This window comes from Sphingobacterium paramultivorum, from assembly GCF_014109745.1.
GTDB lineage: Bacteria > Bacteroidota > Bacteroidia > Sphingobacteriales > Sphingobacteriaceae > Sphingobacterium > Sphingobacterium paramultivorum.
In genome coordinates this window covers 3,962,548-3,988,624 of the sequence record NZ_CP058555.1, presented here as the reverse complement: position 1 = coordinate 3,988,624, position 26,077 = coordinate 3,962,548, and the positions used below count along the sequence as shown (strand labels likewise).

22 protein-coding genes are annotated in these 26,077 nt (G+C 38.5%); 3 read left to right on the top strand and 19 right to left on the bottom strand.

Going from position 1 to position 26,077, the window contains the following annotated elements; translation table 11 throughout:
* Positions 1 to 25: 25 nt before the first annotated feature.
* Positions 26 to 1,414: a dihydrolipoyl dehydrogenase gene (gene lpdA, locus HS960_RS16760; protein ID WP_153846019.1), complete on the bottom strand. Its 1,389-nt coding sequence runs from the start codon at positions 1,412 to 1,414 to the stop codon at positions 26 to 28.
* Between the two features lie 245 nt (positions 1,415 to 1,659).
* Between lpdA (HS960_RS16760) and HS960_RS16755 the strand changes: the two genes are divergently transcribed.
* Positions 1,660 to 1,959, top strand: coding sequence for a DUF3817 domain-containing protein (locus tag HS960_RS16755; protein WP_046674086.1), 300 nt, complete (start codon positions 1,660 to 1,662; stop codon positions 1,957 to 1,959).
* A 144-nt stretch (positions 1,960 to 2,103) separates the two neighbouring features.
* On the opposite strand, the gene HS960_RS16750 is transcribed toward HS960_RS16755, so the two are convergent.
* From HS960_RS16750 to HS960_RS16720, 7 genes are all read right to left on the bottom strand, one after another.
* A complete protein-coding gene (locus HS960_RS16750) occupies positions 2,104 to 2,508 on the bottom strand; it encodes an acyl-CoA thioesterase (RefSeq protein WP_153846018.1) in 405 nt (134 codons plus the stop codon).
* 68 nt (positions 2,509 to 2,576) lie between these two features.
* Positions 2,577 to 3,983, bottom strand: coding sequence for a dihydrolipoyl dehydrogenase (gene lpdA, locus HS960_RS16745; protein WP_182330103.1), 1,407 nt, complete (start codon positions 3,981 to 3,983; stop codon positions 2,577 to 2,579).
* A 212-nt stretch (positions 3,984 to 4,195) separates the two neighbouring features.
* Positions 4,196 to 4,729 carry a plastocyanin/azurin family copper-binding protein gene (locus HS960_RS16740; protein ID WP_075991088.1) on the bottom strand — a complete coding sequence of 178 codons (534 nt, stop codon included), beginning with the start codon at positions 4,727 to 4,729 and terminating at the stop codon, positions 4,196 to 4,198.
* A gap of 176 nt (positions 4,730 to 4,905) precedes the next feature.
* The gene (locus HS960_RS16735; protein ID WP_153846016.1) at positions 4,906 to 6,507 is read right to left on the bottom strand and encodes a response regulator; all 1,602 of its coding nucleotides are present in this window, start codon (positions 6,505 to 6,507) and stop codon (positions 4,906 to 4,908) included.
* A 22-nt stretch (positions 6,508 to 6,529) separates the two neighbouring features.
* Positions 6,530 to 7,090 carry a chemotaxis protein CheB gene (locus HS960_RS16730; protein ID WP_200845652.1) on the bottom strand — a complete coding sequence of 187 codons (561 nt, stop codon included), beginning with the start codon at positions 7,088 to 7,090 and terminating at the stop codon, positions 6,530 to 6,532.
* 6 nt (positions 7,091 to 7,096) lie between these two features.
* Positions 7,097 to 7,936 carry a CheR family methyltransferase gene (locus HS960_RS16725; protein WP_227550176.1) on the bottom strand — a complete coding sequence of 280 codons (840 nt, stop codon included), beginning with the start codon at positions 7,934 to 7,936 and terminating at the stop codon, positions 7,097 to 7,099.
* The gene (locus HS960_RS16720) at positions 7,924 to 11,355 is read right to left on the bottom strand and encodes a response regulator (protein WP_153846013.1); all 3,432 of its coding nucleotides are present in this window, start codon (positions 11,353 to 11,355) and stop codon (positions 7,924 to 7,926) included. The genes HS960_RS16725 and HS960_RS16720 overlap by 13 nt, the downstream gene beginning before the upstream one ends.
* Positions 11,356 to 12,219: 864 nt before the next feature.
* Here HS960_RS16720 and HS960_RS16715 point away from each other — a divergent pair.
* Together HS960_RS16715 and HS960_RS16710 are read left to right on the top strand one after the other, a co-directional pair.
* Complete coding sequence (locus HS960_RS16715; protein WP_153846012.1) at positions 12,220 to 12,738, top strand: KdsC family phosphatase; 519 nt, start codon at positions 12,220 to 12,222, stop codon at positions 12,736 to 12,738.
* A 2-nt stretch (positions 12,739 to 12,740) separates the two neighbouring features.
* Positions 12,741 to 13,319 (top strand): Maf family protein, encoded by a 579-nt coding sequence (locus HS960_RS16710; protein ID WP_153846011.1) that lies wholly within the window; start codon positions 12,741 to 12,743, stop codon positions 13,317 to 13,319.
* 54 nt (positions 13,320 to 13,373) lie between these two features.
* Here the strand turns inward: HS960_RS16710 and HS960_RS16705 are convergent, their stop codons facing one another.
* The 11 genes from HS960_RS16705 to HS960_RS16655 form a co-directional block, all read right to left on the bottom strand.
* Positions 13,374 to 15,959 (bottom strand): TonB-dependent receptor domain-containing protein, encoded by a 2,586-nt coding sequence (locus tag HS960_RS16705; protein ID WP_153846010.1) that lies wholly within the window; start codon positions 15,957 to 15,959, stop codon positions 13,374 to 13,376.
* A gap of 263 nt (positions 15,960 to 16,222) precedes the next feature.
* Complete coding sequence (locus HS960_RS16700) at positions 16,223 to 16,642, bottom strand: HYC_CC_PP family protein (protein WP_182330101.1); 420 nt, start codon at positions 16,640 to 16,642, stop codon at positions 16,223 to 16,225.
* A 363-nt stretch (positions 16,643 to 17,005) separates the two neighbouring features.
* Complete coding sequence (locus HS960_RS16695) at positions 17,006 to 19,471, bottom strand: phosphocholine-specific phospholipase C (RefSeq protein WP_182330098.1); 2,466 nt, start codon at positions 19,469 to 19,471, stop codon at positions 17,006 to 17,008.
* Positions 19,472 to 19,656: 185 nt separating this feature from the next.
* Positions 19,657 to 20,418, bottom strand: coding sequence for a tryptophan synthase subunit alpha (gene trpA / locus HS960_RS16690; RefSeq protein ID WP_153846007.1), 762 nt, complete (start codon positions 20,416 to 20,418; stop codon positions 19,657 to 19,659).
* 3 nt (positions 20,419 to 20,421) lie between these two features.
* Complete coding sequence (trpB, locus tag HS960_RS16685; RefSeq protein WP_153846006.1) at positions 20,422 to 21,606, bottom strand: tryptophan synthase subunit beta; 1,185 nt, start codon at positions 21,604 to 21,606, stop codon at positions 20,422 to 20,424.
* Complete coding sequence (locus HS960_RS16680) at positions 21,603 to 22,229, bottom strand: phosphoribosylanthranilate isomerase (protein ID WP_182330096.1); 627 nt, start codon at positions 22,227 to 22,229, stop codon at positions 21,603 to 21,605. Before HS960_RS16680 ends, trpB begins: the two co-directional genes overlap by 4 nt.
* 1 nt (position 22,230) lies before the next feature.
* On the bottom strand, positions 22,231 to 23,220 hold the full coding sequence (gene trpD / locus HS960_RS16675; protein WP_153846004.1) for an anthranilate phosphoribosyltransferase: 990 nt from the start codon (positions 23,218 to 23,220) through the stop codon (positions 22,231 to 22,233).
* A gap of 350 nt (positions 23,221 to 23,570) precedes the next feature.
* Complete coding sequence (locus tag HS960_RS16670; RefSeq protein ID WP_182330094.1) at positions 23,571 to 24,038, bottom strand: hypothetical protein; 468 nt, start codon at positions 24,036 to 24,038, stop codon at positions 23,571 to 23,573.
* A 150-nt stretch (positions 24,039 to 24,188) separates the two neighbouring features.
* Positions 24,189 to 24,410 carry a DUF2795 domain-containing protein gene (locus HS960_RS16665; protein ID WP_028072584.1) on the bottom strand — a complete coding sequence of 74 codons (222 nt, stop codon included), beginning with the start codon at positions 24,408 to 24,410 and terminating at the stop codon, positions 24,189 to 24,191.
* A gap of 122 nt (positions 24,411 to 24,532) precedes the next feature.
* Positions 24,533 to 25,291: an ABC transporter ATP-binding protein gene (locus HS960_RS16660; RefSeq protein WP_182330092.1), complete on the bottom strand. Its 759-nt coding sequence runs from the start codon at positions 25,289 to 25,291 to the stop codon at positions 24,533 to 24,535.
* Positions 25,273 to 26,064 carry a lysophospholipid acyltransferase family protein gene (locus HS960_RS16655; protein ID WP_088160278.1) on the bottom strand — a complete coding sequence of 264 codons (792 nt, stop codon included), beginning with the start codon at positions 26,062 to 26,064 and terminating at the stop codon, positions 25,273 to 25,275. The genes HS960_RS16660 and HS960_RS16655 overlap by 19 nt, the downstream gene beginning before the upstream one ends.
* Positions 26,065 to 26,077: the final 13 nt, after the last annotated feature.

Sequence of the window (26,077 nt, the reverse complement as noted above, 5' to 3'; positions counted from 1 at the left end):
CTTTTTACTTTTATTTGTTTTAATACTACAAGTGAATGACTTCACCGTAAGCATCAGCACAAGCTTCCATAATCGCTTCACTCATTGTTGGGTGAGGATGGATCGTTTTAATCATTTCATGACCTGTTGTTTCCAGTTTGCGGGCAACAACAACTTCTGCAATCATTTCTGTAACATTGGCTCCGATAAGGTGTGCGCCTAGAAACTCACCATATTTAGCGTCAAAGATAACTTTAACAAAGCCATCTTTCGCACCAGCAGCTGAAGCTTTTCCTGAAGCTGAGAATGGGAATTTACCAACTTTAATTTCATAGCCGGCTTCTTTCGCCGCTTTTTCGGTATAACCTACAGAAGCAATTTCTGGGGAGCAATATGTACAGCCAGGGATATTATTGTAGTCAATAGGTTCAACATGTAGACCTTTGATTTTTTCAACACAAGTGATCCCTTCTGCTGAGGCAACGTGAGCCAAGGCTTGGCCTTTAACGATGTCACCGATAGCATATACACCTTCGATGTTTGTTTTGTAGAAATCATCTACAACAACGCGGCCGCGATCAGTTTTTACACCAACCTCTTCCAAGCCGATATTTTCGATATTTGGAGCGATACCAACAGCCGATAATACAATCTCTGCTTCGATAACTTCAATGCCTTTTTCTGTTTTGATAGAAACTTTGCTCAACTCACCTGTTGTGTCAACGGATTGAACTTCAGACTTCGTTAAGATGGTGATACCTTGTTTCTTTAAGCTTTTCTCTAATTGTTTTGAAATTTCTTCATCTTCAACAGGAACGATTCTATCCATAAATTCTACGATAGTTACTTTTGTTCCGATTGCATTATAGAAATAAGCAAATTCAACACCGATAGCACCTGAACCAACAACAACTAGAGATTTTGGTTGTTTAGGAAGTGTCATTGCTTGACGGTAGCCGATAATTTTTTTACCATCTTGAGGTAAATTAGGCAATTCACGTGAACGTGCACCAGTCGCTAGGATGGTATGTTTTGCCGAATATTCTTTAGTAGAACCGTCTGCTGCTTTCACATCGATTTTACCATCTTTTTTAATTTTTGCAGTTCCATTGATGACGTCGATTTTATTCTTTTTCATCAAGAACTGAATACCTTTACTCATTCCTTCAGCAACCCCGCGACTTCTTTTGACAATAGCGTCAAAATCAGCCTCACCACCTTGAACATTGATGCCGTAATCAGCGGCATGGTTTAAATATTCAAATACCTGAGCACTTTTCAATAATGCTTTTGTAGGGATACAGCCCCAGTTTAGACAGATTCCGCCTAATGATTCGCGTTCAATAATCGCTGTTTTGAACCCTAACTGAGCGGCTCTAATGGCAGCAACATACCCGCCTGGACCACTACCGATTACAATGATGTCGTAATTCATATAAATAAATATTCTGTAGTTGAGTGTTATAGCTTCAAATGACAAAATATGTGAAGCATATATTCATTCAAAAGTACGCATTTTTTCTGATGAATATGAACTATTTATTGTAAAATTGGCGGTTTCTGATAAAACACTGTCGCTGTTTCTAGGTCAATGTCACATCTTGGTAAAAGGGGGAAAAATAATAGATAAACCGTATTTAGAGTCTTATTTTTGAAATTCACAATACACAGTTTATCATTATGTTAAGAATATTCAGACAGATCGCTCTGTGGGAAGCAATCTCCACCATTTGCTTGTTTTTTATTGCTATGCCGTTGAAGTATTTTGCGGGAATCCCCGAAGCAGTCAAAATAGCCGGTTCCATTCATGGCTTCTTTGTCGTTATCTTCGTCGTCATGCTGATCATGTCAACTGTAGAATACAAGTGGCCTATATTAAAGGCCGTGAAATATTTCTTGGCTTCTTTGATCCCTATTTTTGGCTTTTGGGTGGAATTAGATCTTAAAAAAGAGATCGAGGGAAAAAGACAAAAATCTTAGTCTTTTTCTCTAAAATTCTAATAGCTGAATTTCCGCAAGGAATTGGGTAGAGGATAGATTAAAAGAATACCAGTATATAAGACGAATAAGTGTTTCCGTCGCTAATGAGTGGATATACTAAATTTATAAAGACAGGGGAGATGTTTAATCATCTCTACCTGTCTTCTCAATCCCCATATAAGCATAGGTAATGCTATCTTTTCCGTGAGGAGCGGAGTTACCATCCTCATCCAGGTTTACAAAGACCAATTTATCGATCGATAGAATTGTTTTCCTGGATATTTTATTGCGGACCTCGCAGCGCATCGTTAACGATGTTGTTCCAAAATTAATCGCTTCAATACCCAGTTCGAGAATATCGCCTTGCTTGGCTGAGCTTACAAAGTTTATTTCTGAAATAAATTTCGTAACCACTTTGGGATTTCCTAATTGAACGATAGCATAAATGACCGCTTCTTCATCAATCCATCGCAGTAGTGTTCCTCCAAATAATGTTCCATTGGGATTTAGGTCTTCGGGTTTGACCCATTTTCTTGTATAAAAATTCATCGTATATAGGTATTTATGACAAGGGGGAAAAGTTTCCTTTTCCCCCTTGAATATTCGATATTTATCGCCTAAGCGTGTATTGCTCTGTTTGCTGTAGCTGCTAGTGCCGCCTCTTTGATTGCTTCAGTATAGGTTGGGTGTGCATGACAAATACGTGCGATATCTTCTGCAGATGCACGGTATTCCATGGCTACGGTTGCCTCACCAATCATATCTGCTGCACGAGGACCAATCATATGTATACCTAATACTTCGTCAGTTGTCGCGTCTGCCAGTACTTTTACAAAACCATCGGTGTCACCAGATGCTTTTGCACGACCAGAAGCTTTGAAAGAGAATGATCCAGCTTTGTATTTTACACCTGCCTCTTTAAGTTGCTCTTCAGTCTTTCCAACAGAAGCAACTTCAGGCCAAGTATAAACAACACCTGGAATCAAATTATAATCAATATGTGGTTTTTGACCTGCGATATATTCAGCAACATATACACCTTCGTCCTCAGCTTTGTGTGCCAACATTGCTCCAGTGATCACATCACCAATTGCAAATACACCTTGTACAGCTGTTTCCAGATGGGCATTAACTGGGATCTTCTTACCTCTTTCTTCTACTGTGATGCCGATATTTTCTAATCCTAAGCCTTCAGAATATGCGGTACGACCAACGGCTACGATACAATAATCACCTTCTAAAGTTACTTCTTGTCCTTTTGGATCTTCAGCAGTTACTTTTACAACTTTACCTTTCGCGGAAGCTCCAGTCACTTTATGACCTAAATAGAACTCCATGCCCAACGATTTTTTCAAAACACGTTGTAGTTCTTTTCCTAAGCCACCATCCATTGTACCGATGATAGATTTTGCAAATTCAACAACTGAAACTTTTGAACCCAAACGAGCATAAACTGAGCCTAATTCCAAACCAATAACACCGCCACCAATGACAATAAGGTGTTTAGGTATCTCTTTTAGGTTAAGTGCTTCGGTTGAGGTAATGATTCTTTTTTTATCAACAGGTAAGAAAGGCAATGAAGTCGGTTTCGATCCCGTTGCGATAATTACATTTTTACCAGTGATCTGCTCTGTAGAACCATCTGCTTTCGTTATTTTGATGGTGTTTTTGTCCACAAATGAACCCACACCCTGAAAACTGTCAATTTTATTCTTCTTGAATAAGAAGGTGATACCAGCAGTATTTTGGCCAATGACATCGTCTTTACGAGCAATCATTTTTGCCATGTCTACTTTCAGGTCTTTCAAGCTGATGCCGAATGCATCAAAATTGTGCGCAGCATTGTGGTAATGCTCCGAAGAATCTAAAAGCGCTTTTGAAGGAATACATCCAACGTTAAGACAAGTACCACCAAATGTGCTATATTTTTCAATAACAGCTGTTTTTAATCCTAATTGGGCACAACGGATAGCTCCTACATATCCGCCTGGACCACTTCCGATTACAATTACGTCGTATTGCATTGATTACGTTTTATTTTTTTGTACCACAAATTTAATGATTATTAATGGGATAGGAAATCAAAACTTAAGATTTGTGACCAAAGATCCTTACTTTACATTTTTTTGATAAAAGAATGGAAATTATGCACCTTGTGGAACAATGAATCGGTGCTAGTGGGGTATAAATCGAAAAAAGGATATTCATATTTTGAATATCCTTTTTTACTTATTTGTTATTCTGCAACAATTTTTCCTTGCATGACACCATAGTGACCAGGGAAGCTACAAATAAACGTATAAACTCCTTTTTCAAGTGTAAAAGTGATTTTATCAGTTTCTCCAGGTCCCAATAATTTTGTGTGGGAAACAATTGAAGATAAAGCTGATTTTGGAATATATTCGTCTGCAGCAGCTGCAGCAGCCTCAGCACCAAAAGTTGGAAGGTCAACACCTGGTTTTAGGATAACTACGTTATGTCCCATGGACTCTTTTGGCATAGTACCTGCATTTTTGAAAGATAATTCTACTGGCTCACCCGCTTTTACACGGAATAAATCCTTATTATATTTCATTTGATCGTTACCTTCTAAAGATAAGCTGTTGGAAATAGCTACGTTTTCAATACCAGGCACTGTTTCTGTTGCTTGGCTTTCGGTTGAAGTTGTCGCTTCTGTACTAGTTGATTTTTCAGACTTGTCACTGTTTCCACCACAAGACGCAATTGATAAAGCAACTGCAACTGCTGGTATCATAAAAAGTTTTTTCATTTGAATGATTGTTTGTTTATCTTTTATTTATTGTAGGCATTTCCGCAGCCTTTAGCGGTTTAGTGATGAAGTTATGACGAACGTAATTCCTTTCTGGATGCGCGTTCATGAGAAATAACATCAAAACATCTTGTTTATGTTCTAAAATTAATGATTTCATTGATAAATTGAAACTATCATTTCAATTTTGACAATAAAGTATCAATTGTTTTATATAATTTGATAGGATCGAATGGCTTTCCGACAACTTCATTGGCTCCGGCATCGAGCGCTTCCTGTTGTTCGGCTTGGAGCACAGAGGCTGAAATGGAAATAATCGGCATGTTTGCGATTAACGGATTAGTGTTTCGACGTATTTCCTTGATCGCTTCAAAACCACTCATGAGTGGCATATGGGCATCCATAAACACCAGATCAATTTTTTTCTTATTGATTTCTTCTAATGCAATGAGGCCATTGGTCGCCAAAGTGATTTCGCAATTCCAGCTCTTCAGGATATTTGCCAGCATAAAACTGTTTAATTCATTGTCTTCAGCAATCAGGATCATCGGAAAGTTGAACTTGGGTAATTCTGTATAGAGTACCTGCGTTGCTTTCTCTACCGGTTTGTCTTTGATTTTGTCGAAAGTACATTCAAAGGAAAATATACTTCCTTTACCATATTCACTTGAAGCAAAAACCCGACCGTTGAGCAGTGCAGCAATACGTTTTACAATCGCAAGACCTAATCCTGTACCGCCAAATTTTTTGGTGATACTATCTTCTCCCTGTTCAAACGCAATAAATATTTTTTCCAGGGCGTCTTCTACGATGCCGATCCCTGTATCTATAACCTGAAACCGTAAACAGATGTTATGGTTATCTTCTGTTAGGAGCTGAATTTTTAATACAACAGAACCTTCGGAGGTGAATTTAAAACTATTGGAAATAAAGTTGGTCAATATCTGTTTCAACCGTAATGGATCTGTCAGAAAATAACTTGTGATCCGATCGTCTACATCAATTGAAAAATTGAGCCCTTTATAGTTGGCTTTATCAATAAAGAGATTGTTTAGATCATCTGTAATATCGTGCACTGATGTCGACTCCATATTAAGCTTCATCATGCCCGAATCAACTTTTGAGAGATCCAATATGTCGTTGATAATGGTCAGCAGATTTTGTGAGGCAGAATCCAGTTTATTGATCCAGTTTTCTTGTTCAAAAGTGAGCTGGGAGTTTTTTAGCATCTGTGTAATGCCCATAATGCCATTAATAGGCGTACGAATCTCATGGCTCATATTGGCTAAAAAGGTTTCTTTCGACTTTCTGGCAAGATCGGCCTCTTCTTTAGCTTTGAGAATGGCCTGTTTTGATTCTTCTAAAGCAATGTTTTTCTCTTTAATTTCCTGCTGTATCAATAATTGTTGGACAAAAGATTTTACTTTCGCGATGGTTGCTTCCGGGTTAAGCGGTTTATATAGATAATCCACAGCTCCGCTATTAAGTCCCTGAATGAGGTATTTGTCTTCTTTTGAAATCGCTGTTACCATAATGGGGATAATATGGTTTGTTTTTGGATTCTTCTTTAGGAAGGAAACAAATTCAAAACCATTGATTTCTGGCATCTGCACGTCAACGAGCGCTAAGTCAATATCCTCTTTCCAACAGATTTTTAAAGCTTCGTTGGGATCTGTGCTCGTCACTATATTTATATTTTCGATATCCTCCAGCAGTGCTGTAAGACTGATAATATTTTCAATTTTATCATCGACAATCAATATATTTATCTTCTTCATTATAGCAAATCTAAATACAATTTTAAGTCAATTGCTTGATGTAGTCTTTAATTTCTTGAATGCTCAAAATGCGTTCCTGTGCATCGAGTTGAATAGCTGCTTCAGGCATAATGGGAACTTCAGCCGTCGCAGGGTCTTGTACAAAAGTCGTCCCGCCGTATCTTTTTATCATTAATAATCCCTGTGCACCATCCTGATTCGCTCCAGAGAATAAGATAGCCGTACAATTTTCTTTATATATTTCGGCCACGGATTCAAAAGTCACATCAATTGATGGTCTTGAGTATTGAACAGGTTCCGAGATATCCAAAGAAAAGCTATAGTCTGGTTCAACTAAAAGATGATAGCCAGCAGGGGCAAAATAAATAGTCCCATCTTCTATCGCTTCCTTATCATCTGCAGTTTTTATTTTTTGAACAAGCGCTTTGGAAAGCGTGTCCTCAATACTAGAAGCATATTTAGGGTTTCTATGTACAATGACAATAACGGGTATGCGGATTGGTCGTTCCAATGACTTTAATATATTTAGAATGACACTAAACCCACCTGCAGACCCCGCTAACAAAAGAATTTTTCTTTCCATCACCTACTACCCAATTTTTTGGTAAATATTCTGTTTTTTGTTTACGATCTTAAATTTAGCAGCGTCTTTATAGTTGATTAAAGATTCTTTCGCTCCCAAACATAAGAAGCCCAGATGGCAAAGAGAATGATAGAATAAATCCAGGACTTTATTTTGCAGTTCAGTATCAAAATAGATCAATACATTACGGCAGGTAATCAGTTGAAATTCATTAAAAACGCCATCGGACACCAAGCTATGCATGGAGAAAAGGACATTTTTTTTCAGACTATTATTAATGGTAGCGGCGTTGTACATCGCTGTATAATAATCCGACAATGAGTTTTTTGGTTCTGTTTTAATAAAATTTTCCGAGTATTCTTTAACTTTTGCAAGAGAATAGATACCGCGTTTTGCCTTTTCTAACACTTTGCTGTTAATGTCGGTACCATAAATAAACGCACGTTGGTAAAGATTTGCTTCTTCTAACAATATGGCCAGCGAATAAACTTCTTCGCCAGTAGAACAGCCTGCACTCCAGAGTTTTATATGTGGATAAGTTGCGAGATAGGGAAATACATCCGTTTTTACAGCTTTATAAAAATCGGGATCCCTAAACATTTCAGTCACATTGACTGTAATTTCCTGTAGGAAATAGGTGCTGAATCCGGGCTGATTGATCAAATTGGACTTTAGCTCCTGTAGATTGAGCTTGTTAAGTTCCATTATTCTAGTCACACGTCTTTTTAAAGAAGCTCTTGTATAGCCGGACACATCATAGCCGTGGAGATTTTTTACTATATCAATAACTTCTTCCAACTCTTCAAAACTTATCATTGCTACTATTTTATCGGTTAACTCAGCCATACGCGCATTAGGGATATTAATTTGTCAACATCAACCGGTTTACTAATATAATCGTTTGCTCCAACAGCAATTGTTTTTTCTCTATCACCTTTCATTGCTTTCGCTGTCACAGCAATAATAGGAAGGTTTGCAAATTTCTTGTTTGCCCTAATTTTTTCGATAGCCTCATAACCATCCATAACGGGCATCATGATATCCATTAAAACAAGGTCAATCTGTTTATTCCGTTCAAGAATATCTAAAGCTTCCTGACCATTGTTGGCAATTTCAATGTTCATATCATAGCTTTCAAACGCCGTGCTAAGGGCAAAAATATTCCGCATATCGTCATCTGCCAGTAATACTGTTTTGAAAGCTAAATTGTTTTCCGCAATTACAGAGGATCCTGAGTGATTGAACATCGTGTATTCGTGCTTATTGCCGCGAATTTTATTTAAGAATAAATTAACTTCATCAATCAGACGATTATTTGATTTAGCTGACTTAAGGACCATCGCTTGGCTGTGATGCAAAATTTCGGAAGTCTGCTCTGTTGTGAGTTCCATTGCCGTATTGATGATAATGGGTAAATCCTTAAATTGATTGTTCGATTTGATTTCATTCAGGAGTTCAATGCCTGATTTGTCAGGGAGATTCAGATCCATAATGATGCAGTCAAACAATTTCTCTTGATCTAATAAATCGAGGGCTTGTCTCGCATTGAAAGCCTGAAATATCTGAATATGTTGTTCTTCTAAAGATTGTTTGATAAAATCGCTTTGAATTTCCTGATCTTCCACCAGCAGAATTTTTTTCAATGGATGACTAGTCGATGCTTTTATTTTTAAGAATGTTTCAGCCAAAGAGTCTTCTGACACAGGTTTAGCCATAAACCCGATGGCTCCTGCAGAAATAGGTTCATCATGTAAAAATGTTCCTGCCGACATCATGTGCACGGGGATCTCTTTGGTGCTGTCAATTTTTTTGAGGTTACGAAGAACTTCCCAACCATCCATTTTAGGCAACATAATATCTAAGATAATTGCGGCAGGTCGTAAATTTTGTGCTTTTTGTAAACCATCTTGCCCATCATAACTGATGTATACATCGTAGCCATTTTGTTCGGCGTAGTCTTTTAGAATATCTGCAAAAATAAAATCATCCTCAATAATGAGAAGTTTATTGTGTTTTCCATCGTTGTCGATCGACTTCGTTTTTTCGACTATAGGATTTTCCTTCGGAATTTGCGTTGGCGGATTACTTTCTTTTTCGATAGATGTTACTTTCGGGACTGAAATTTGAATCTCCTGTTCTAGCGGGATACTGAAGGTGAAGATACTACCTTCACCAACCTTACTGGATAAGGTTATTTTCCCTTTTAATAAGCTAGCAATTTCACGGCATATTGATAGGCCGAGACCAGTGCCACCATATTTACGGCTAGTTGAACCATCTTCCTGTTTAAAAGCATCAAAGATTAGCTCTTGTTTTTCAGGAGCAATGCCAATACCGCTATCTTCAACCGTAAAAAGAAGATTTTCTGCTTCAGCTTTTATTGCTAAAGAGACCTCGCCCTTTTCACCCGTAAATTTAAACGCATTCGATAATAAATTCTTGAGGACTTGTTGTATACGATGTTCATCACCAATGAATTCCTGCGGTGCATTTACGTCGACATCGAGTAAGAAGTGAATATTTTTCGACGCTGCGGTATCACTGAAAAAATCTTTAATATAATTGACAAGATAGTTCGTGTTGATACGTTCTTTTTGGACGTCGACTTTGCCCGATTCAATTTTTGCCAGATCCAACAATTCGTTAATTAAATGTAGTAGATCTGAGCCGGCACTATGAATAACAGAAGCATATTTTATTTGGTCCTCACTGAGGTTTTTCTTTTTGTTATCCTGAAGTAATTTGGCAAGAATGAGAATACTATTAAGTGGTGTCCGCAATTCATGGCTCATATTGGCCATAAATTCAGATTTATATTTGCTAGAAAGCTCTACTTCCTCTATTTTTTGGGCTATGGCCTGACGGGCTTTTTCCAGATCTTCATTTTGTGCAAAGAGCAATTTTGCCTTCTCGTCCAGCTCATTATTGGTTTGGATAAGTTCTTCCTGCTGTACTCGAAGCTCTTCCTCAGAAGCCTCCAACAAATGTGTCTTATGGATTAACTCTTCATTAGTTGTTCTCAATTCCTCCTGTTGAGTCTCTAATTCCTCCGTTTGTTGTTGAAGTTCCTCATAAAGATCGGCAAGCTTTCCATGAGTTTGGGCTACTTTGATGATAACGGCAATGTTATCTTTTGCTTTATCCAAGAAGTTAAATCGCAGTTGCTCGTCCTTCTCATTGATAATGGGGCAACAAATCTCCATAACACCGACACAATGGCTTTCATAAGAGAAGGGTACAATATAAATCTCAGCTTCTAAGTGATCAGATAATGAGGTCTCTAAGATAAGGTGCTTGTGGTCAATATCTTTTATTTTAACGACTTTATGATTGTTTGCGACTTCGCCCAAAATACCATCGTTTTCCTTAAACGTTCGTTTGATATACTGTGTGGAGGAAATGCCAATTTTGTGGCATAGCTGATATTCCTGATAGTTATCATCGAAAATATAAATAGTCCCACCTAATGCTTTTGTCGTGGAAGCAATAGCATGTAGGCTTATTTCAGCAATTTTCTTGTCTGTATAATCACCGCGTAACTGTTCGTCGATACCGTTAATAGCATTCAAAATCCAGTTATCACTGTTAGTCTGGTCTTGCAATAGTTGGAGGCGGTTATTGGATTCTTGTTGACTTTTCACTGTAGACCTCAGAAATCTAGAGATTGAGGAAATTTTAGCGAGAATATAGAAGAACCCACTTAAGCCAATGGCGATGAAAAGGTAAGTAATGTACTGGGCAAGTTGCAGTTCATTTCGAGACTGTTCTAACCTTTTTGCCCGTTGGTCTAATAGGTCTCTCGACATTAGATCGATCTGATTTAATATTGAGGCCTTTCGCTCGTGAATATTATGGGATATGGATTGAGTTTCCTTTGTATGATCGATATCCTGCTCAAAGTCATAAAATGCAACAATATCTTTACGGATGTTTTCAGTGCTATTTGGTTGAACATGGTAAAAATCATCTTTCAGACTTAAAGATCGTAACAGTTCATCCATTTTTTTTAATTCCATTTTATAAGGAATAAATAGCGAAGCGTCTTTCTTATTCAGGTAATCAAGTTTGATGTCATTTACCTCGTCTACACTTGATTTAATTTCATTAATGATATTGAATCTATTTTCGGCAACACGAACAATACTTCGCTCGTTATTTAAGTTATGATGCAGCGATATGAAAAAATATAGGGCTGAAAGGAAGATAAGCGAAAAAGAAATTATCACTCCTATGGTAATTTGCTTTCTATAATTTTTTCGATCCATGTTAGAATGAGTTTATCGTTTACTTTTCTGTAGGTATTGTGTTTCGATGGTACCTGGGGAAAAAGATATATGTAAAATAACAAAAAAACTTGCTATTCCTAAAATAATCAAAAGTCAGAATAGAAACAAACCTATAAACAGTCAAGGGGCATCCTAAAATAATCGATTACCGCGCAATAGCGATTTTTTGTTACGTAAGCGTAGCTCATAGCATTTTTTGTCTTTTAATTCTGAGTTGCAGCAAGTAGGGATCAAGCAGTGATCAAATTAGGCCTTTTAACAGTACTTGTTCAGTGTTTGTTCAGTGATTGTTCAGTGATAACTCAGTGTAGACTGAATAATCAGTGACTGATCACTGTCTAAAAATTGATTGAAAATTGTTCTTAGCTATATGTTGGTAGGGAGATGGTTCGGTCAAGTCTATTAAATAGAAGAAGAAAAAATGCTTATAAAAACAAAACCCTGATGATGGGCACCAGGGTTCGTTACTAACCAATTATAAACCTAAATTATGAAAAGACTTTTTAAGGGCTTCTAAACTAAATTAGTTGCCGTGTTGTGCCGTGAAAACTAAAAATGATTGTTTTTTTAAATCTTATGCAAGCTTCAAGTAAATAACTCTTCTGACTGCTTGCTGTTAGTGTTTCATAGCGAGATAACCTTTAATTATCTTCTACAAAGATACGGTAAATATACAGTAGCATCCAAATATTTTTGAGGATAAGTTGCTAATACAACTATGTTGTGACACACAAATGATATTTTGGCTTAACTGAATAATTATCTGACGGCCCTGTCAATTAGATCAGTATCGCTACGCGAATTATTACTCGAAATGCCTTACTTTTACAAAAATAAATTTTTATGGTATTGACCGAATTTAAATCGATAAGAGCATTTGTATTGGATGTAGATGGTGTATTGACTGATGGTACTGTACAAGTTAATGAAGAAGGGCATCAGTTACGTACATTTAATATAAAAGATGGCTATGCTATGCAGTTGGCGATCAAGAAAGGCTATCCTATTTTTATTATCACAGGGGGAGGTTCGAAGGGGGTCGAGCAGCGGATGAAAGGTTTGGGAATCAAAGAAGTGTATTCAAAAGTTACTGACAAGCTGTCTAAAATGAAAGAACTTGCTTATGATTACAAGCTTGAATTAAATCAGTTGATGTACATCGGTGACGATATCCCTGATTTTAGCTGTATGAAGTCTGTTGGAGTAGCTGTTTCTCCGGCAGATGCAGTAGAAGAGATCAAGAAAATTTCACATTATGTGTCTGGTTTTTGTGGCGGAAAGGGAGTTGTGCGTGAATTGATCGAAAAGGTCATGAAAGTACAAGGCAATTGGTATGAGGATGAAACAGTAAAAAGTATATAAGGATGTTGAAAAATCTAAAAAATAGAACAATTATATTAGGGTCTCAATCTCCACGGAGAAAACAGCTGTTAGCAGGGCTTGGGCTGACATTTGAAGTCGACGTTCGGGAAACGGCAGAATACGTGGATCCGAATTTATCCGCTGCTGAGGTCGTTCGCCAAATCGCTATTTGTAAAGCGGAGGCATTTGGGGATAAAGACGATTGTTTGGTTATCTGTGCTGATACTATTGTCGTATCGGATAAGGGCGAAATTTTAGGTAAACCCAAAGATGAACAGGAAGCCAGAGCAACGCTAACAAACTTGTCTGGTAAGAAACATTTGGTGTTGACTGCTGTAGCGATCTCATGGGAGGGTAAGATTAGTACTTTCGTCGAAACGACAACTGTTTATTTTTACGAATTAGATGCGGATGAAATCGATCATTATGTTACTAAATTTTCACCATTAGATAAAGCGGGTTCTTATGGAATACAGGAATGGATCGGTTTAATCGCCGTAAAAAAAATAGAGGGAGAATATAATAATGTGGTCGGATTGCCGACGGCAAAGCTTTATCAAGAATTGAAAAAGTTAATGTAAAAAAAGCGGCAAAAGCCGCTTTTTTATTATTCCTTGATTTTTTTAGCTGAGCTGTTATTTGATGAAATAACGAACCCCAGTGTAGAACATGCGTCCTGTTAATGGTCCCCAAAGCATTGAAGTATCAAAATAGTTTCCAAAGGGTTGATCCGCTGCAAGTATTGGCATATTTTGGAAATAATTAGACAGATTTTCTCCGCCCACATATACAGTGAAGTTTTTCTCTTTCCCAAAAGTTTTGCTAATCTGCGCATTCATGGTCGCATAAGCTTTTGATGCTGTAGGCATTTGATATTCAACGGGGTTCTCTGCTGTTGACGGAATGCGTTTTTGTCCAACAACATTCAACGTATAGTCTACACTCCAGCCAGAATGGTGATTATAAGCTAGGTTGACAAAACCACGGTGTTTGGCCAATAGCGGTTTGGTCTTTCTGCCACTTTCAAAATCAGTTTGGACATCAAGTAAGCGATAGGCCAATCTCGTTTCAAAATGTGGTGCTGGCATAAAGCGAAATTCTGTTTGCAAGCTATTGGAGAAAGACTTCCCATTCAAATTGTAAAAATTGATCTCTCGGGGATTTTCGTAATCGACCACGACCTGGTTAGAGAAGCTGTTGTGGAAAAATTCAACGGATGCCGAAGCCTCACGTCCAAAGATCCGCATACTTTGGTCTATCGCTATTCCGCTATTCCAGGAGACTTCAGGTTGTAGGCCATAAGCTTTATCGTATATATTAGGCGATTGAATAACCAATTTTCTACTGCTTGCCAAGACGGCCGTATTCTCTGCAAATATATTTGCTGTACGTTGACCTCTTCCTGAGCTAGCTCGAACCGTTGTTCCCGCAATCGGTGCATAACGTAAATGGATGCGTGGTGTTGTAAACCAACCATATAGGGAATTGTAGTCTTGACGGAGACCAAGAATGGCATCAAATTTTTCTGATGGACTATAGGTATATTCTGCAAATGCTCCCGAAACCACTTCTTTCCTTTTGAAGTTTTGATCTTTTAAATACCACTCATTGTAATTGTCATAATTAATGGAGGCACCAACGCGATACTTATGAGCGACTGTGCCGATAATATCTTGAAATAAGAGGTTAGCATACCCATTTTGTTGGTCCGAATTGTAGTTATTGAGTCCAAAATAGCTTTTTTGATTGTAATTTGATCCTGCAAGCTGGAGACCTATGCTGCGGTGCTTATTTTCGGGGAACACATAACCAATTTTAGCGAAACCTTCTACACGTTCAATATCAAACCCCAAACCATAGCGATTCGTTGTACCCTTATCTGTCTTTTCGTTAAAATCAATCTGCCCGCCTGTACGGTCGTCATTGAGATATTTTACCCCAAATTGTACCATAAGTCCTTTTCCATTTTCATAAAACCAACGGTTGACACCAGAGAATAGATTGCCAACAGGCACATCTCTAAACCCGTTGTGACTAAAGTTCATGGATTTGTTGTACATGAAATTGTCGTGCAACAGAACAGCAGTGGACCAATGCTGGCCAATTTTTTGTGAAAGATTTAAGTTGACATCTGTGCGTCCCATGTTGTTAGCATAGGCATTAAAAAACAATCTTTCTGAATTTTGAGGTTTTTTCAATTCGACGTTGATCTGCCCGGCCATGTTTTCGAAACCGTTGGCTACGGAACCGATACCTTTCGCGATTTGAATTGATTCAATCCATGTTCCTGCAATAGAATTTAACCCTAAAGGAGAAGCGAGCCCACGAGGTCCGGGTAAATTTTCAACGGTTAATTGGGTATAAATACCACTAAGGCCTAGCATTTGAATCTGTTTGCTGCCTGTTACAGCATCAGCACTGACGACATCGACGGAGGCATTGGTTTCAAAGCTCTCGCTTAAATCACAGCATGCCGCTTTGAATAACTCTTTTCCTGTAAGAACTTCCAGTCGTGCAGGTGTCATACGGTCGATGTAATTTGAGCGTCGTGTTCCTTTAACCTCGACTTCCATCAACACATTTCCCTTTGCTGTAATCATGATGACTTCATGAAGATCTTTGACCGTGATGGTGTCAGGTTTCATTCCTACATAACTTACAACTAATTTGTTGAACCCTTCTTTATGGTCCAATTTAAAAACACCATTTTCGTTTGTCCTTGTGTTTTTTGTTGGAAGGTTGGCCCAGTGTAAATTGGCACCAATAATGGGTTTAAGATCCCCCTTTTCGTTTTCTTCAACTACAACACCGGTAACTGTATGTGGATGGTCATGGTTATCGGTTGTTACAATTTTCTTTTCGGGTATTTTGCCATTTTCCAATCGCGGATACATACAACATTCATGGAGTTTAGCATAGGATTCATCAGTGGCAACCAAGTTGTCTACATCATGACCAACTTGAGCAATATTTTTCTTGATTGCCTCCAGTTGAACTTTTTTGGGGTTATATTTGATTTGCAATAAATTGTCTCCCGCATTCCAAACAGCCGTTTCTACGCCATGCATTTTTGCGGCAGTTTCAATACGTTTTTTACACATGGCACAATTTCCAGCCACGGTAAGAGTCCTCGTACTGTCGGTCTGTGCCTGTACAAATGCCAGAAAAAATAAGCATAGAATGGTTGTCGTATATATTTTTTTGAAAATTTGATTCATCATTTTAATTAAGAGTATTCGCTTCAACTAGCATTTAATTTTTACCTTCATGATACCGCGCAACCACATTCAAGGGGTACGGATTTATTTTTTCAGTTCTACTATTTTTGCTGAATGATTTAAAATCCACTGTTTTTTGTTCCGTGACAAGCTACGGAAAGATCAATGCTGGGAATAACGGTCTGCCGTTCTCACGAAATATAAAAACTATACTGGACCTCGGTCAATTCAAGAAAATGAACTGTGTTCGGTGAAAAGAGGTGATATTAAATTCTAAAATTTTGATTGAGAATAAAAACAGGCGGGTTCTGTCTATTGTCGCTCGCAAAATCGGTATACTTTAGTTTAGAAAAATCGTCCTCCTCCCCAGAGAAATGATAATAATTAAGTATCCAATGAAGCGTAACTATTGCGGGAGAAAAAGTGTTAAAATCAAGATTTTGTGTTACTCGGCTGAAGTGATCAACCTTTTGTGCTTCGATCTTAACATCTTTACAGCTTCCTGTTTCATGACAGTGGTTCTGCTGTTTTTTTGCAGACTTGGCACAAAGAGGGCAGGCCATATTATGGCTTTCCGATAATGATACACTTTTTGTTTCCCCTTGGCAAAAATGAAGATGCAGTGAGGCACCACTTGCTGCGAGCAAATAGAAAAATAAGCCAATAAATAGTGCAATTTTCTTCATCGAAGCAAAAATAAAGAAAATATGTAATTTTTTTTTGTAATATTTTGGATAAATGTTATAACTTGTAGTAACAAATGAAAAACCAAAAATTACCAGAGTTATGTATTTATTATTTATCAATCCGGTCAGCTCGTATTTGTTAGCTATCTTTTTAATTGTTGGGGCAATTCTATTGTACAAGGGATTCTATCATCTGGTTCGTCGTATACAGGAATAGTACAGTGTGTTCGATCTTTTTCGGAGGACTTTATCGGATAACAGCATATGTAATTTAATTCCTGAAATTTACCTATTCCAGGAAGATGTTATAAGGAAGACATTATAAGAATGGGAACATTTTTTAAATGCTCCCATTCGTTTTGTTTATCGGCTTAATAGAGGGTCACTTTTTCCCGCATTTCCAATCTCGATACGACCCGCATATTGTTCCTCAAAGTTTAGAAAACCAGTGCAGGTGAGGCGGAAATCATACCAAAAATTTTGCTTAGCCAAATCAAAATGTATCCTAATGGATTGTCCACCTTTAAGTTGCAGACTCTTTTTTTCTTTTCCATAACTGATATCCTCAAAAACAAGTTGCTGAGTTGTTTTCCCCTTGTTTGTACATGAAAAAGATAAACGCCCAGTAAACGCTGATTCATTTTTACTTTTTTCATAGGTACAGCGGATCTTTAACTCTGGGTTGTTTGTGTCACCTTTAAACGCTCGATAAAATCCATTTGGGCCATAGATTTCGAGGTGGTACATTTTTTTGTCGAAGGCGTCTAGCGACCATTGGTCCGTTACACGATCTCCAGGAGAAATAGCATAATTTCTTGAGGTTCCAACTTCTCCTTTGTAGCTAGCAGCATGGTAGACTGTAAAAGGTGAACCCGAAGCGTGTTTGCCAAAAATTTTATTTGAAGCTTCAAATGTGACCAAGTAATCCCCTTCGGATTGATATTCGCCATGCACATAAAGTTCATAGGGAAGGATACATGAATCCCGGAGCCCTTTTTCTTGTTTTGGGAAATAGGGTGAACTGCTGGGGTCTTGCTCTATTTGTTTGATCTCCATTGCGCTGAGCGCTTTGAAGCCCATGGGAAGGCCTTTGAACTTGGCTTGGTGAATCTCTTGGATAAAAGGCTCCCGTTCTAGTACAATAGGTTTGTTCATGGTTTCGCCATGGTAAGGCCTAAATGCCGAAGTTAAATCTCCACAAACTGTACGCCGCCAACTGCTGATGTTGGTTTCTTTTATATCTTTCTTGATTTTGTGGTTAATAAACTTCTCTAGGAATTGTAAACTGGAGGTATGGTCAAACACTTGCGAATTGACCCAACCGCCTCTGGTCCATGGTGAAGCAATGATCATCGGTACACGATAGCCAAGACCGATATTGCTTTCTCTTCCGCTTTCAGGATAATATTGCTCATCACGGCGTACATATTCTAACCCAGGGTTGATTCCCGCTGATACTTTTCCGCTTTCTGTATCATCCGGATTTGGAGCTGTAAAGGGTGCAAAGTGGTCAAAATACCCGTCGTTCTCGTCATATGTAAGGATAAAAATTGTTTTTTTCCAAACTTCTGGATTTTGGGTAAGAATGTCCATGATTTCGCTAACATACCATGCGCCAAACCAAGGGGAATCAGGATGGTCAGAAAAAAGCTGCGGTGGAGCCAGCCATGATACGGTTGGAAGTTTACCTTCCTCGACATCTTTTCGGAATTGATACAGGACATCTCCTTTAGGGATCTGTAACTCGCGCTGTTGCCCCCCTTCTTGATAATGCATTGTTTCTAATTCCATATAATCGGGTTGTGCACTGTTGTTAACAAAAGCACGGCGATGAATATCTTTTGTCCGCTCATCGAGCTTTTCAAAGTTCTCGGCTGTATATAGCTGTAATTCTTCTTGAATATGCTTGAGATTTTTCTTTAAATTTTCAAGTGCTTCGGCAGCTGTTGTTTCGCTAATTTTGCGCTCGAGATCTTCTTTTTTTAATGTCAGGAGCTGACGATAGCGTGGATGATATTTGACTTGATATTGGGGGAAGTACTCCATCGGATTACAACCAAAATTGGCGAGCCAGCTGTTTGCCTCACCACTATAGCCAGCGCTACTCGAAGAAATTTCATTTTGATAGATTTTCCAGTCTACGCCTAGTTCCGAAAGGCGTTCGGGGAAAGTTGTCCATGTTGCTTTCCCGCTAAACTCGGAGTCTCCATTCCAAACTAAGGCCTTTCCTGTAAGATTTTCCCGGATATTGGCTGTCCAAAAATAAAGCCTATTCGGATTTGTGCCGGTGATGCTCGAACAAAAGTGTTGGTCACAGATTGTGAAAGAGTCCGCGAGAGAATAGTAAAATGGAATATCTTCGCGACTATAATGTCCCATAGTCAACGGTAGATTCGAAAATTCTTTAAATCCGGAATGTTTTACATCCAACCATTTGTTCATCTTGCCTTTATTGCGAGCATCTGTTTGATCGGTCCAGTTGTGCGGGAGACAACCCATCCAGGTGACTTTTGAATCTTTGATATCCAATCGGAAGGGAGCAAATGTTTCGCCGGATTTTTGTGTCTGAAACCAGACTTTATTCCGATTGGGTTGACGGATAGCTCTAGGATCATTGAAGCCTCTTACACCACGCAGTGTTCCAAAGGCATGATCAAATGAACGGTTTTCCTGCATTAATAAAACAACGTGTTCGGCATCATAAAACGTGCTGCCCAATGCTGGATTAATAGCCATCGCTTTCGCAATAGCGGATGGAATAACATGGGAGATAGAAGCTCCCCCAGCAAGCATAGCCGCTTTCTTTAAAAAATCTCTTCGAGTATCCATGGTTATATCAGTATTGATTTGATTGGCTGCCTATTGCTTGGTTGATCAAGGCTGCAAAGTTCTTTCTCTTCGAAAAAACACATTTTCGAAAACTGTCTTAAAAATAAGAGTTCGATCCAAGAAAAAAGACTTTAGACCGAACTCTTATTAAAAAATTAACGCTTTGCTAATTTCTAGCCTACATATTAGGCTTTGATAGACGCGATAAATGCTGGAATCTGTGTAAGATAATCCGGTTCTTTTAGCCGTTTGACAAATGCTGTACCTATAATGGCACCCGCCGTATGCTTACTTGCTTTTTGAAAGGTAGGTTTATCGGAGATACCGAAACCAACGATCAATGGGTTTTTTAATTGGAGATCATGTATCCGCTTGAAGTAAGCAGCTGTATCGTCTCCAACATCAAGTGTTTTACCCGTCGTTGCATTGGAAGAAAGTAAATAAATAAAGCTCCTAGAAAGGCTGTCTATTTTTCTGATTCGTTCTTCAGAAGTCTGCGGTGTTACAATGAATATATTTGCAATCTCATTTTTCTCGAACGTCTCTTTGTAAAGTTCTTCGTATTCATCCATGGGTAGGTCAGGTATAATGACACCGTTCACGCCTACATTTTTACATTCTTCACAGAATCTTTCAACACCAAATTGGAGCACAGGATTAAAGTAGCCCATCAAAAATACGGGAATGCTAACATGTTTACGGAGGTCAATCAATTGATCGAACAACTTTTTTACGGTCATGCCATTTGCCAAAGAGACTTCTGAACTGTGCTGAATGACAGGTCCGTCTGCCACTGGGTCGGAATAAGGAAAACCGATTTCCAAAAAGTCCGCGCCAGCTTCTTCCAATTTCTGGGCAATACTTATTGTGCTGTCCAATGTTGGATACCCAGCTGTAAAATATATCGATAAAAGGGGAGTACCTTCTTTTTTTTCAATTGTATTCATGCCTTAAAAATCAAAGTATTTCATATAATTATCTAGATCCTTGTCACCACGTCCAGAAAGACAGACAACAACAGTCTCATCACCTTTAAAAGGTATTTTTTCCAAATAAGCCAGGGCATGAGAACTCTCAATAGCCGGTATGATACCTTCTAGTCGGGTAAGCTCAAGACCTGCATGCATCGCTTCGTCGTCAGTCACACTGACATAGTTCCCTCTACCGGATTTGAATAACCAAGCGTGTTGAGGGCCAATACCGGGGTAATCGAGTCCTGCGGATATGGAGTAAGGTTCTATGACCTGGCCATCCGCTGTTTGCATCAGTATAGATCGGCTTCCATGTAAAACGCCCTCTTTTCCTAATGCTGTTGTAGCAGCGGATTCGCCTGAATCAACACCGTGGCCAGCTGCCTCTACTGCATATAATTGAACCGATTCTTCATCGAGGTAATGATAGAACATACCTGCCGCATTGGAGCCTCCACCGACACAAGCCAATACTATATCTGGATTTTCTCTTCCTGTTTTTGTCAAGAGCTGTTTTTTCGTTTCTTCAGAAATAATAGACTGAAAGCGAGCAACCATATCGGGATAAGGGTGTGGTCCCACAACAGACCCAATGATATAATGGGTGTCGACAGGATTGTTGATCCAATCTCGCAAAGCTTCATTGGTAGCATCCTTTAGCGTTTTGGAGCCTGATGTTGCAGGAATAACTTCGGCACCCATCATTTTCATCCGTGCTACATTTGGAGCTTGACGTTGAATATCAACTTCGCCCATGTACACTGCACATTGTATACCTTTCAGCGCACAAACGGTAGCTGTGGCAACGCCATGTTGTCCTGCGCCTGTCTCCGCAATGATGCGCTTTTTACCTAAGCGTTCCGCTAATAGAATTTGGCCAATGGTATTGTTGATTTTATGCGCTCCGGTATGGTTAAGATCCTCCCGTTTTAAGTAAATCGTAGTTCCATATTTTTCAGAAAGACGCTTGGCATGATATAATGGAGAAGGGCGTCCGACATAATCGCTGAGCAGTTGGTTAAATTCCTCCTGAAAGCTCTCTTCTTCAATAATTTTGAGATATTCTTCACGTAGCTCTTTCACATTTGGATAGAGCATCTCAGGGATATAGGCTCCTCCAAAGGGACCATAATATCCTTTTTCATTGACTTGATATATACTCATTTTTTAATAGTATTTATACTGTGGCTTAATAGCTCAATATCTTTTAAGCCGGGTTCTACTTCAAATTTTGAATTTAAATCCAGTGCATATAGCCGTGGATCATTTCTTTCTAGCGCTGTTTTGATATTTTCGGGATCTAAACCGCCGCTGAGAAAATAGGGGGTAGTAAGTTTGTATTGGTCCAATAGGGACCAGTCAAATTGTACTCCTGTACCACCATAGGAACTACTTTTGGTATCAAATAAAAAGTAGTCCACAATTTTAGCGTAAGGATTCAGCTGTATCCAGTCAAAGTTTTGATCGATTCCGAAGGCTTTCACGAGGGTAATTGCTGATTTTTCTTTCAATTCAAGACAGAATTCTGCAGATTCATTTCCATGCAGTTGAATTGCATTTAGTTGGAATTCAGTTATTTTGTCTAGAATTTCTGAAAGGCTGGCATTGACGAAAACTCCGACCTTACTTAGGCTGTCAAGCTCCTTAATGTATGAGGAGGAGCTTTGACCAACATAACGTTTGGATTGATCATAAAATATAAATCCCATATAATCGATGCCCAAGGAGGCTACAGCGGTTATATTGTCGGGATATTTCATGCCACAAACTTTTACTTTGATCGCCATTTTATTTTTTGATTAGTTTTTGGAAACTGCGCAAAGCTTTACCTCCCATCAATGAACTTTCAGCTTCATAAAAACAGTCGCCAAAAGATTTTTCGGGATTAAAGGTCTTAATTGCAAATGCGGCATTGGTCAAAACAACATTGTTCTGCACATCTGTACCCTGATTGTTCAATATAGATAAGAATGTCTGGGCGGCATCTGCTATAGTTTCACCTCCCGTTAACTCCTGAGCTGAGACTGGGGTAAAACCAAGCTCTTCCATGTTGTAGTAATTCTCTCCTTGGTTGTTGATTACCTTAAAATCACCGGTCATGGATATCTCATCGTAACCGTCCAAGGCATGAATAATGGAATATTGTTTGTTGGTATTTTGGTATAGGTAACCATACAGTCTTGCTAATTCTAAACTAAATACACCAACAGACTGGAATCTAGGATTGGAAGGATTTGTCAATGGTCCCAGCATGTTAAAGAAAGTCTTAACACCCAATGCACGACGTATCGGAGCAACGGTTTTCATGGCAGGGTGAAACAATGGTGCATGTAGAAAACAGATATTGGCTTCATCTAGCTGGCGTTGTAGTTCAGACTTATCGTTGCTGAATTGATAGCCTAAATATTCCATGACATTGGATGAACCACAGCTCGAAGATACCCCGATATTACCGTGTTTTGCGACATGGTAACCAGCCCCAGCTGTGATAAAAGATGCTATTGTCGAGATATTGAAGGTATTTTTACCATCCCCACCTGTACCGCAAAGGTCAATTAAATCATAACCGTTAAAATCCAGCTTGAGGCATAAATCATACATCGCATCTCTAAACCCTCCAAGCTCTTCAACGCGAATACTGCGCATACCATAAGCCGTCATAAATGCCGCAATTTGGTGACTGTCATATTTGCCCATGGCAATGTTGGTTAGAATCTCGTAGGCCTCTTGCCGAGAAAATGTCTTGTATTCAAATAAATGCGCTAAAATTTCTTTCATGGTAATTTAAATAAAAAAAGGGCTTACCTTATTTAGGCAAGCCCATCATATCTTGACGTATCAATCAAATAATGCAATAGGAGTTTGCCACAACGTTATTCGTTGTGCCACCACCAAGCTTTATTTGATACAGTTGTTATCATTGTTATTTTTATTAATACAAATATGGTTGATAGAATTATAAAATGCAAGTGTTTTTATTGAAAAATTTTTAAGAAAGCATCATTGGCTTAATATTGCTCACAAATATACTGTAAAATAAAACCTGATGAGCGTGCATTTATGTAAGACTAAGCGTGATATTTAAGGATTCTAAGAGCCGGCGTCTGATAAAATAGGGGCGATGAAAACTAATAGAATACAAAATGGGCCTTATTATTACCTTTAGAGACTAATGTAAAAGAAGCAATTTTTCTCTCACGAATGACTGCCGCAAATACAAAACGCTTGAGGTATTTGACAAAGTAGACTTGTTGTGGATCAATACCTTCGAGATCGATATCACTTGTTTCTTTTCTTCCTGCTTGAGCAAAGCTAAGATATTCCAGTTGGTTGATATCCTTGCTCTGTACATTTATCCTGATTTCATCGATGCTTGCCAATAGGTATTCCTGTAAATCTTCATCCAGTTTTTTTGATGTTATTAGATCTTGACTTAGCATAATATCAGTAGCTAGATTCGGATCATGTAAACGTTGAACAAACCTTTTTAAAACAACAATATATTCATTGGAAGTTTGTTGTTCCTGAGCAAATAGGCTTTGGCTGACTATACAGCCAATAAACATAAACAACAATAGCTTTAATTTTATCTTCATATCTGTAAGACTTAGCTTCATCAAAATAGATTAAAACTAGGGAATAAAAACCTTCGGGAGCTAATCGGTATAATCCGTATCGAGTTGTCTCCGAAAAGAGGGCGATGCCTTCAATAAAAAACGCCTTTGAATAAAGGCGTTTTTTATTTTTTAGTATTCATCTTCATTGAAGAAGAAATCGTCTTTTGTTGGATAGTCGGGCCAAATTTCTTCGATATTTTCATATGGCTCACCATCGTCCTCAAGAGATTGTAAGTTTTCAATCACCTCAACAGGTGCACCCGAACGAATAGCGTAATCGATTAATTCATCTTTTGTTGCTGGCCATGGTGCATCTTCTAGATGCGAAGCTAATTCTAATGTCCAATACATATAAAAACAATTTAAGTTCTCTATTTTCGCAAAACTATGATTTAATTTAACTTAAGCAAGTAAATCACGTGTTATTTTTGCTGTATTAATGTAAGTTATTGATTTTTAGAGTTATAATATTTTTAGATATTCTCAAAATCACTCCCCTTTTCGTTTAACGCATCAAGTCTTGGTGACACTGATTTGATGTCAGGGTTTGGATAATCATTTTCGATCAAGCCATCTCGCATGCGTACAATACGGTGTGCATGTAATGCGATATCCTCTTCATGTGTCACTAGAATAATGGTATTGCCCTTGGAATGAATTTCTTCCAGTAGGCCCATAATTTCAATGGACGTTTTGGTGTCAAGGTTTCCTGTTGGCTCATCGGCAAGTATAATGGAAGGATCGTTGATCAATGCTCTTGCAACAGCAACACGTTGTCGTTGTCCTCCCGAGAGTTCGTTAGGTCTATGATCCATACGATGCCCTAAGCCGACACTTTCCAATGCTGCAGTGGCTTTTTCCTCACGTTTAACTTTATTATAGCCCGCGTAAATTAGGGGAAGTGCAACATTTTCAAGTGCTGTATTCTTTGGTAATAGGTTAAAAGTTTGAAAGACAAACCCAATTTCTTTGTTCCTTACTTCGGCGAGTTCATCGTCAGTCATGTCACTCACATTAATCCCATTGAGGATGTATTCTCCTCGGCTTGGTGTATCCAAGCAACCGAGAATGTTCATTAACGTGGATTTGCCTGATCCTGAAGGCCCCATTAAGGCAACAAATTCTCCTTTATGGATGTTGAGTGTAACGGAGCTTAAGGCATGAATTGTTTCCGCACCAATTTGGTATTCTCTAGCAATATCCTTGATTTCGATTAAGATCTTTCCTGACATATTTTTTGGAGGTTCTCTAGGTTATGAAAATACGATTTATTCTTCATAATCCAATAGGAATGCATTTTGTCATATACAACTTTTTCTAGTTCTGATGCATTATCATCGTTAAAATCTTTAGTCTCTATCGGGTTGAATACATGTATTTTAACTATTCCCGGCCGAGATCCTCTTTTCGAGCCGTCATCGAAAAAGATATCCCAGGCATTTTCTATGATAATGGGTACTGTGGGAACGTCATTCTGAATAGCGATTCGAAAGGCTCCGGATTTAAATGCGTGAATCTGTGGAGGGAAACCATCATCGATTTTTCCTTCTGGAAAGATAACGACACTTCTGCCATTTCGGACGAGTTCATTGGCACGTTGGAAGGCCTTGAAAGAAGAGACTTTACTTCTTCTTGTGACCGGGATATCTATTGTTTTGAAAAAAATACGTGTAACCGGATTTTTAAGCAATGAAGCTTTTCCGATAAATGAAAAAGGAGCTGGGCACAAATAGGTGAGGGCTGTTATATCCAAGACCGAAGTATGATTGGGACACAATACCATGGAACGGTTCCAATCTATTTTTGATTCATAGCTCACCTTAAAAAATACACCAGCTAGGGCCGAACCACCAACTGATACCCAGCGTCGCATACGGGCGATTCTAGCATAGTTTTTTTCGGGACGCCGTGCTAAAAAATAGATATAAGGGAAAAACAGAAGAAAAACAAGTAGAACGCTGATAAAATACCAATACCGATGGAGTTTTTTGAGCAATAGGATCATACAAGTCAACTAA

What these genes read in the sequence shown, in the direction of transcription:
- HS960_RS16750 (WP_153846018.1), bottom strand. Translation starts at nt 2,508, where the DNA reads ATGAATTTTTATACAAGAAAATGGGTCAAACCCGAAGACCTAAATCCC.
- HS960_RS16755 (WP_046674086.1), top strand. Translation starts at nt 1,660, where the DNA reads ATGTTAAGAATATTCAGACAGATCGCTCTGTGGGAAGCAATCTCCACC.
- HS960_RS16725 (WP_227550176.1), bottom strand. Translation starts at nt 7,936, where the DNA reads ATGGCTGAGTTAACCGATAAAATAGTAGCAATGATAAGTTTTGAAGAG.
- lpdA (WP_182330103.1), bottom strand. Translation starts at nt 3,983, where the DNA reads ATGCAATACGACGTAATTGTAATCGGAAGTGGTCCAGGCGGATATGTA.
- HS960_RS16715 (WP_153846012.1), top strand. Translation starts at nt 12,220, where the DNA reads ATGGTATTGACCGAATTTAAATCGATAAGAGCATTTGTATTGGATGTA.
- HS960_RS16705 (WP_153846010.1), bottom strand. Translation starts at nt 15,959, where the DNA reads ATGATGAATCAAATTTTCAAAAAAATATATACGACAACCATTCTATGC.
- HS960_RS16740 (WP_075991088.1), bottom strand. Translation starts at nt 4,729, where the DNA reads ATGAAAAAACTTTTTATGATACCAGCAGTTGCAGTTGCTTTATCAATT.
- HS960_RS16670 (WP_182330094.1), bottom strand. Translation starts at nt 24,038, where the DNA reads ATGAAGATAAAATTAAAGCTATTGTTGTTTATGTTTATTGGCTGTATA.
- trpD (WP_153846004.1), bottom strand. Translation starts at nt 23,220, where the DNA reads ATGAAAGAAATTTTAGCGCATTTATTTGAATACAAGACATTTTCTCGG.
- lpdA (WP_153846019.1), bottom strand. Translation starts at nt 1,414, where the DNA reads ATGAATTACGACATCATTGTAATCGGTAGTGGTCCAGGCGGGTATGTT.
- HS960_RS16720 (WP_153846013.1), bottom strand. Translation starts at nt 11,355, where the DNA reads ATGGATCGAAAAAATTATAGAAAGCAAATTACCATAGGAGTGATAATT.
- trpB (WP_153846006.1), bottom strand. Translation starts at nt 21,606, where the DNA reads ATGAGTATATATCAAGTCAATGAAAAAGGATATTATGGTCCCTTTGGA.
- HS960_RS16700 (WP_182330101.1), bottom strand. Translation starts at nt 16,642, where the DNA reads ATGAAGAAAATTGCACTATTTATTGGCTTATTTTTCTATTTGCTCGCA.
- HS960_RS16695 (WP_182330098.1), bottom strand. Translation starts at nt 19,471, where the DNA reads ATGGATACTCGAAGAGATTTTTTAAAGAAAGCGGCTATGCTTGCTGGG.
- trpA (WP_153846007.1), bottom strand. Translation starts at nt 20,418, where the DNA reads ATGAATACAATTGAAAAAAAAGAAGGTACTCCCCTTTTATCGATATAT.
- HS960_RS16665 (WP_028072584.1), bottom strand. Translation starts at nt 24,410, where the DNA reads ATGTATTGGACATTAGAATTAGCTTCGCATCTAGAAGATGCACCATGG.
- HS960_RS16730 (WP_200845652.1), bottom strand. Translation starts at nt 7,090, where the DNA reads ATGGAAAGAAAAATTCTTTTGTTAGCGGGGTCTGCAGGTGGGTTTAGT.
- HS960_RS16660 (WP_182330092.1), bottom strand. Translation starts at nt 25,291, where the DNA reads ATGTCAGGAAAGATCTTAATCGAAATCAAGGATATTGCTAGAGAATAC.
- HS960_RS16735 (WP_153846016.1), bottom strand. Translation starts at nt 6,507, where the DNA reads ATGAAGAAGATAAATATATTGATTGTCGATGATAAAATTGAAAATATT.
- HS960_RS16680 (WP_182330096.1), bottom strand. Translation starts at nt 22,229, where the DNA reads ATGGCGATCAAAGTAAAAGTTTGTGGCATGAAATATCCCGACAATATA.
- HS960_RS16710 (WP_153846011.1), top strand. Translation starts at nt 12,741, where the DNA reads ATGTTGAAAAATCTAAAAAATAGAACAATTATATTAGGGTCTCAATCT.
- HS960_RS16655 (WP_088160278.1), bottom strand. Translation starts at nt 26,064, where the DNA reads ATGATCCTATTGCTCAAAAAACTCCATCGGTATTGGTATTTTATCAGC.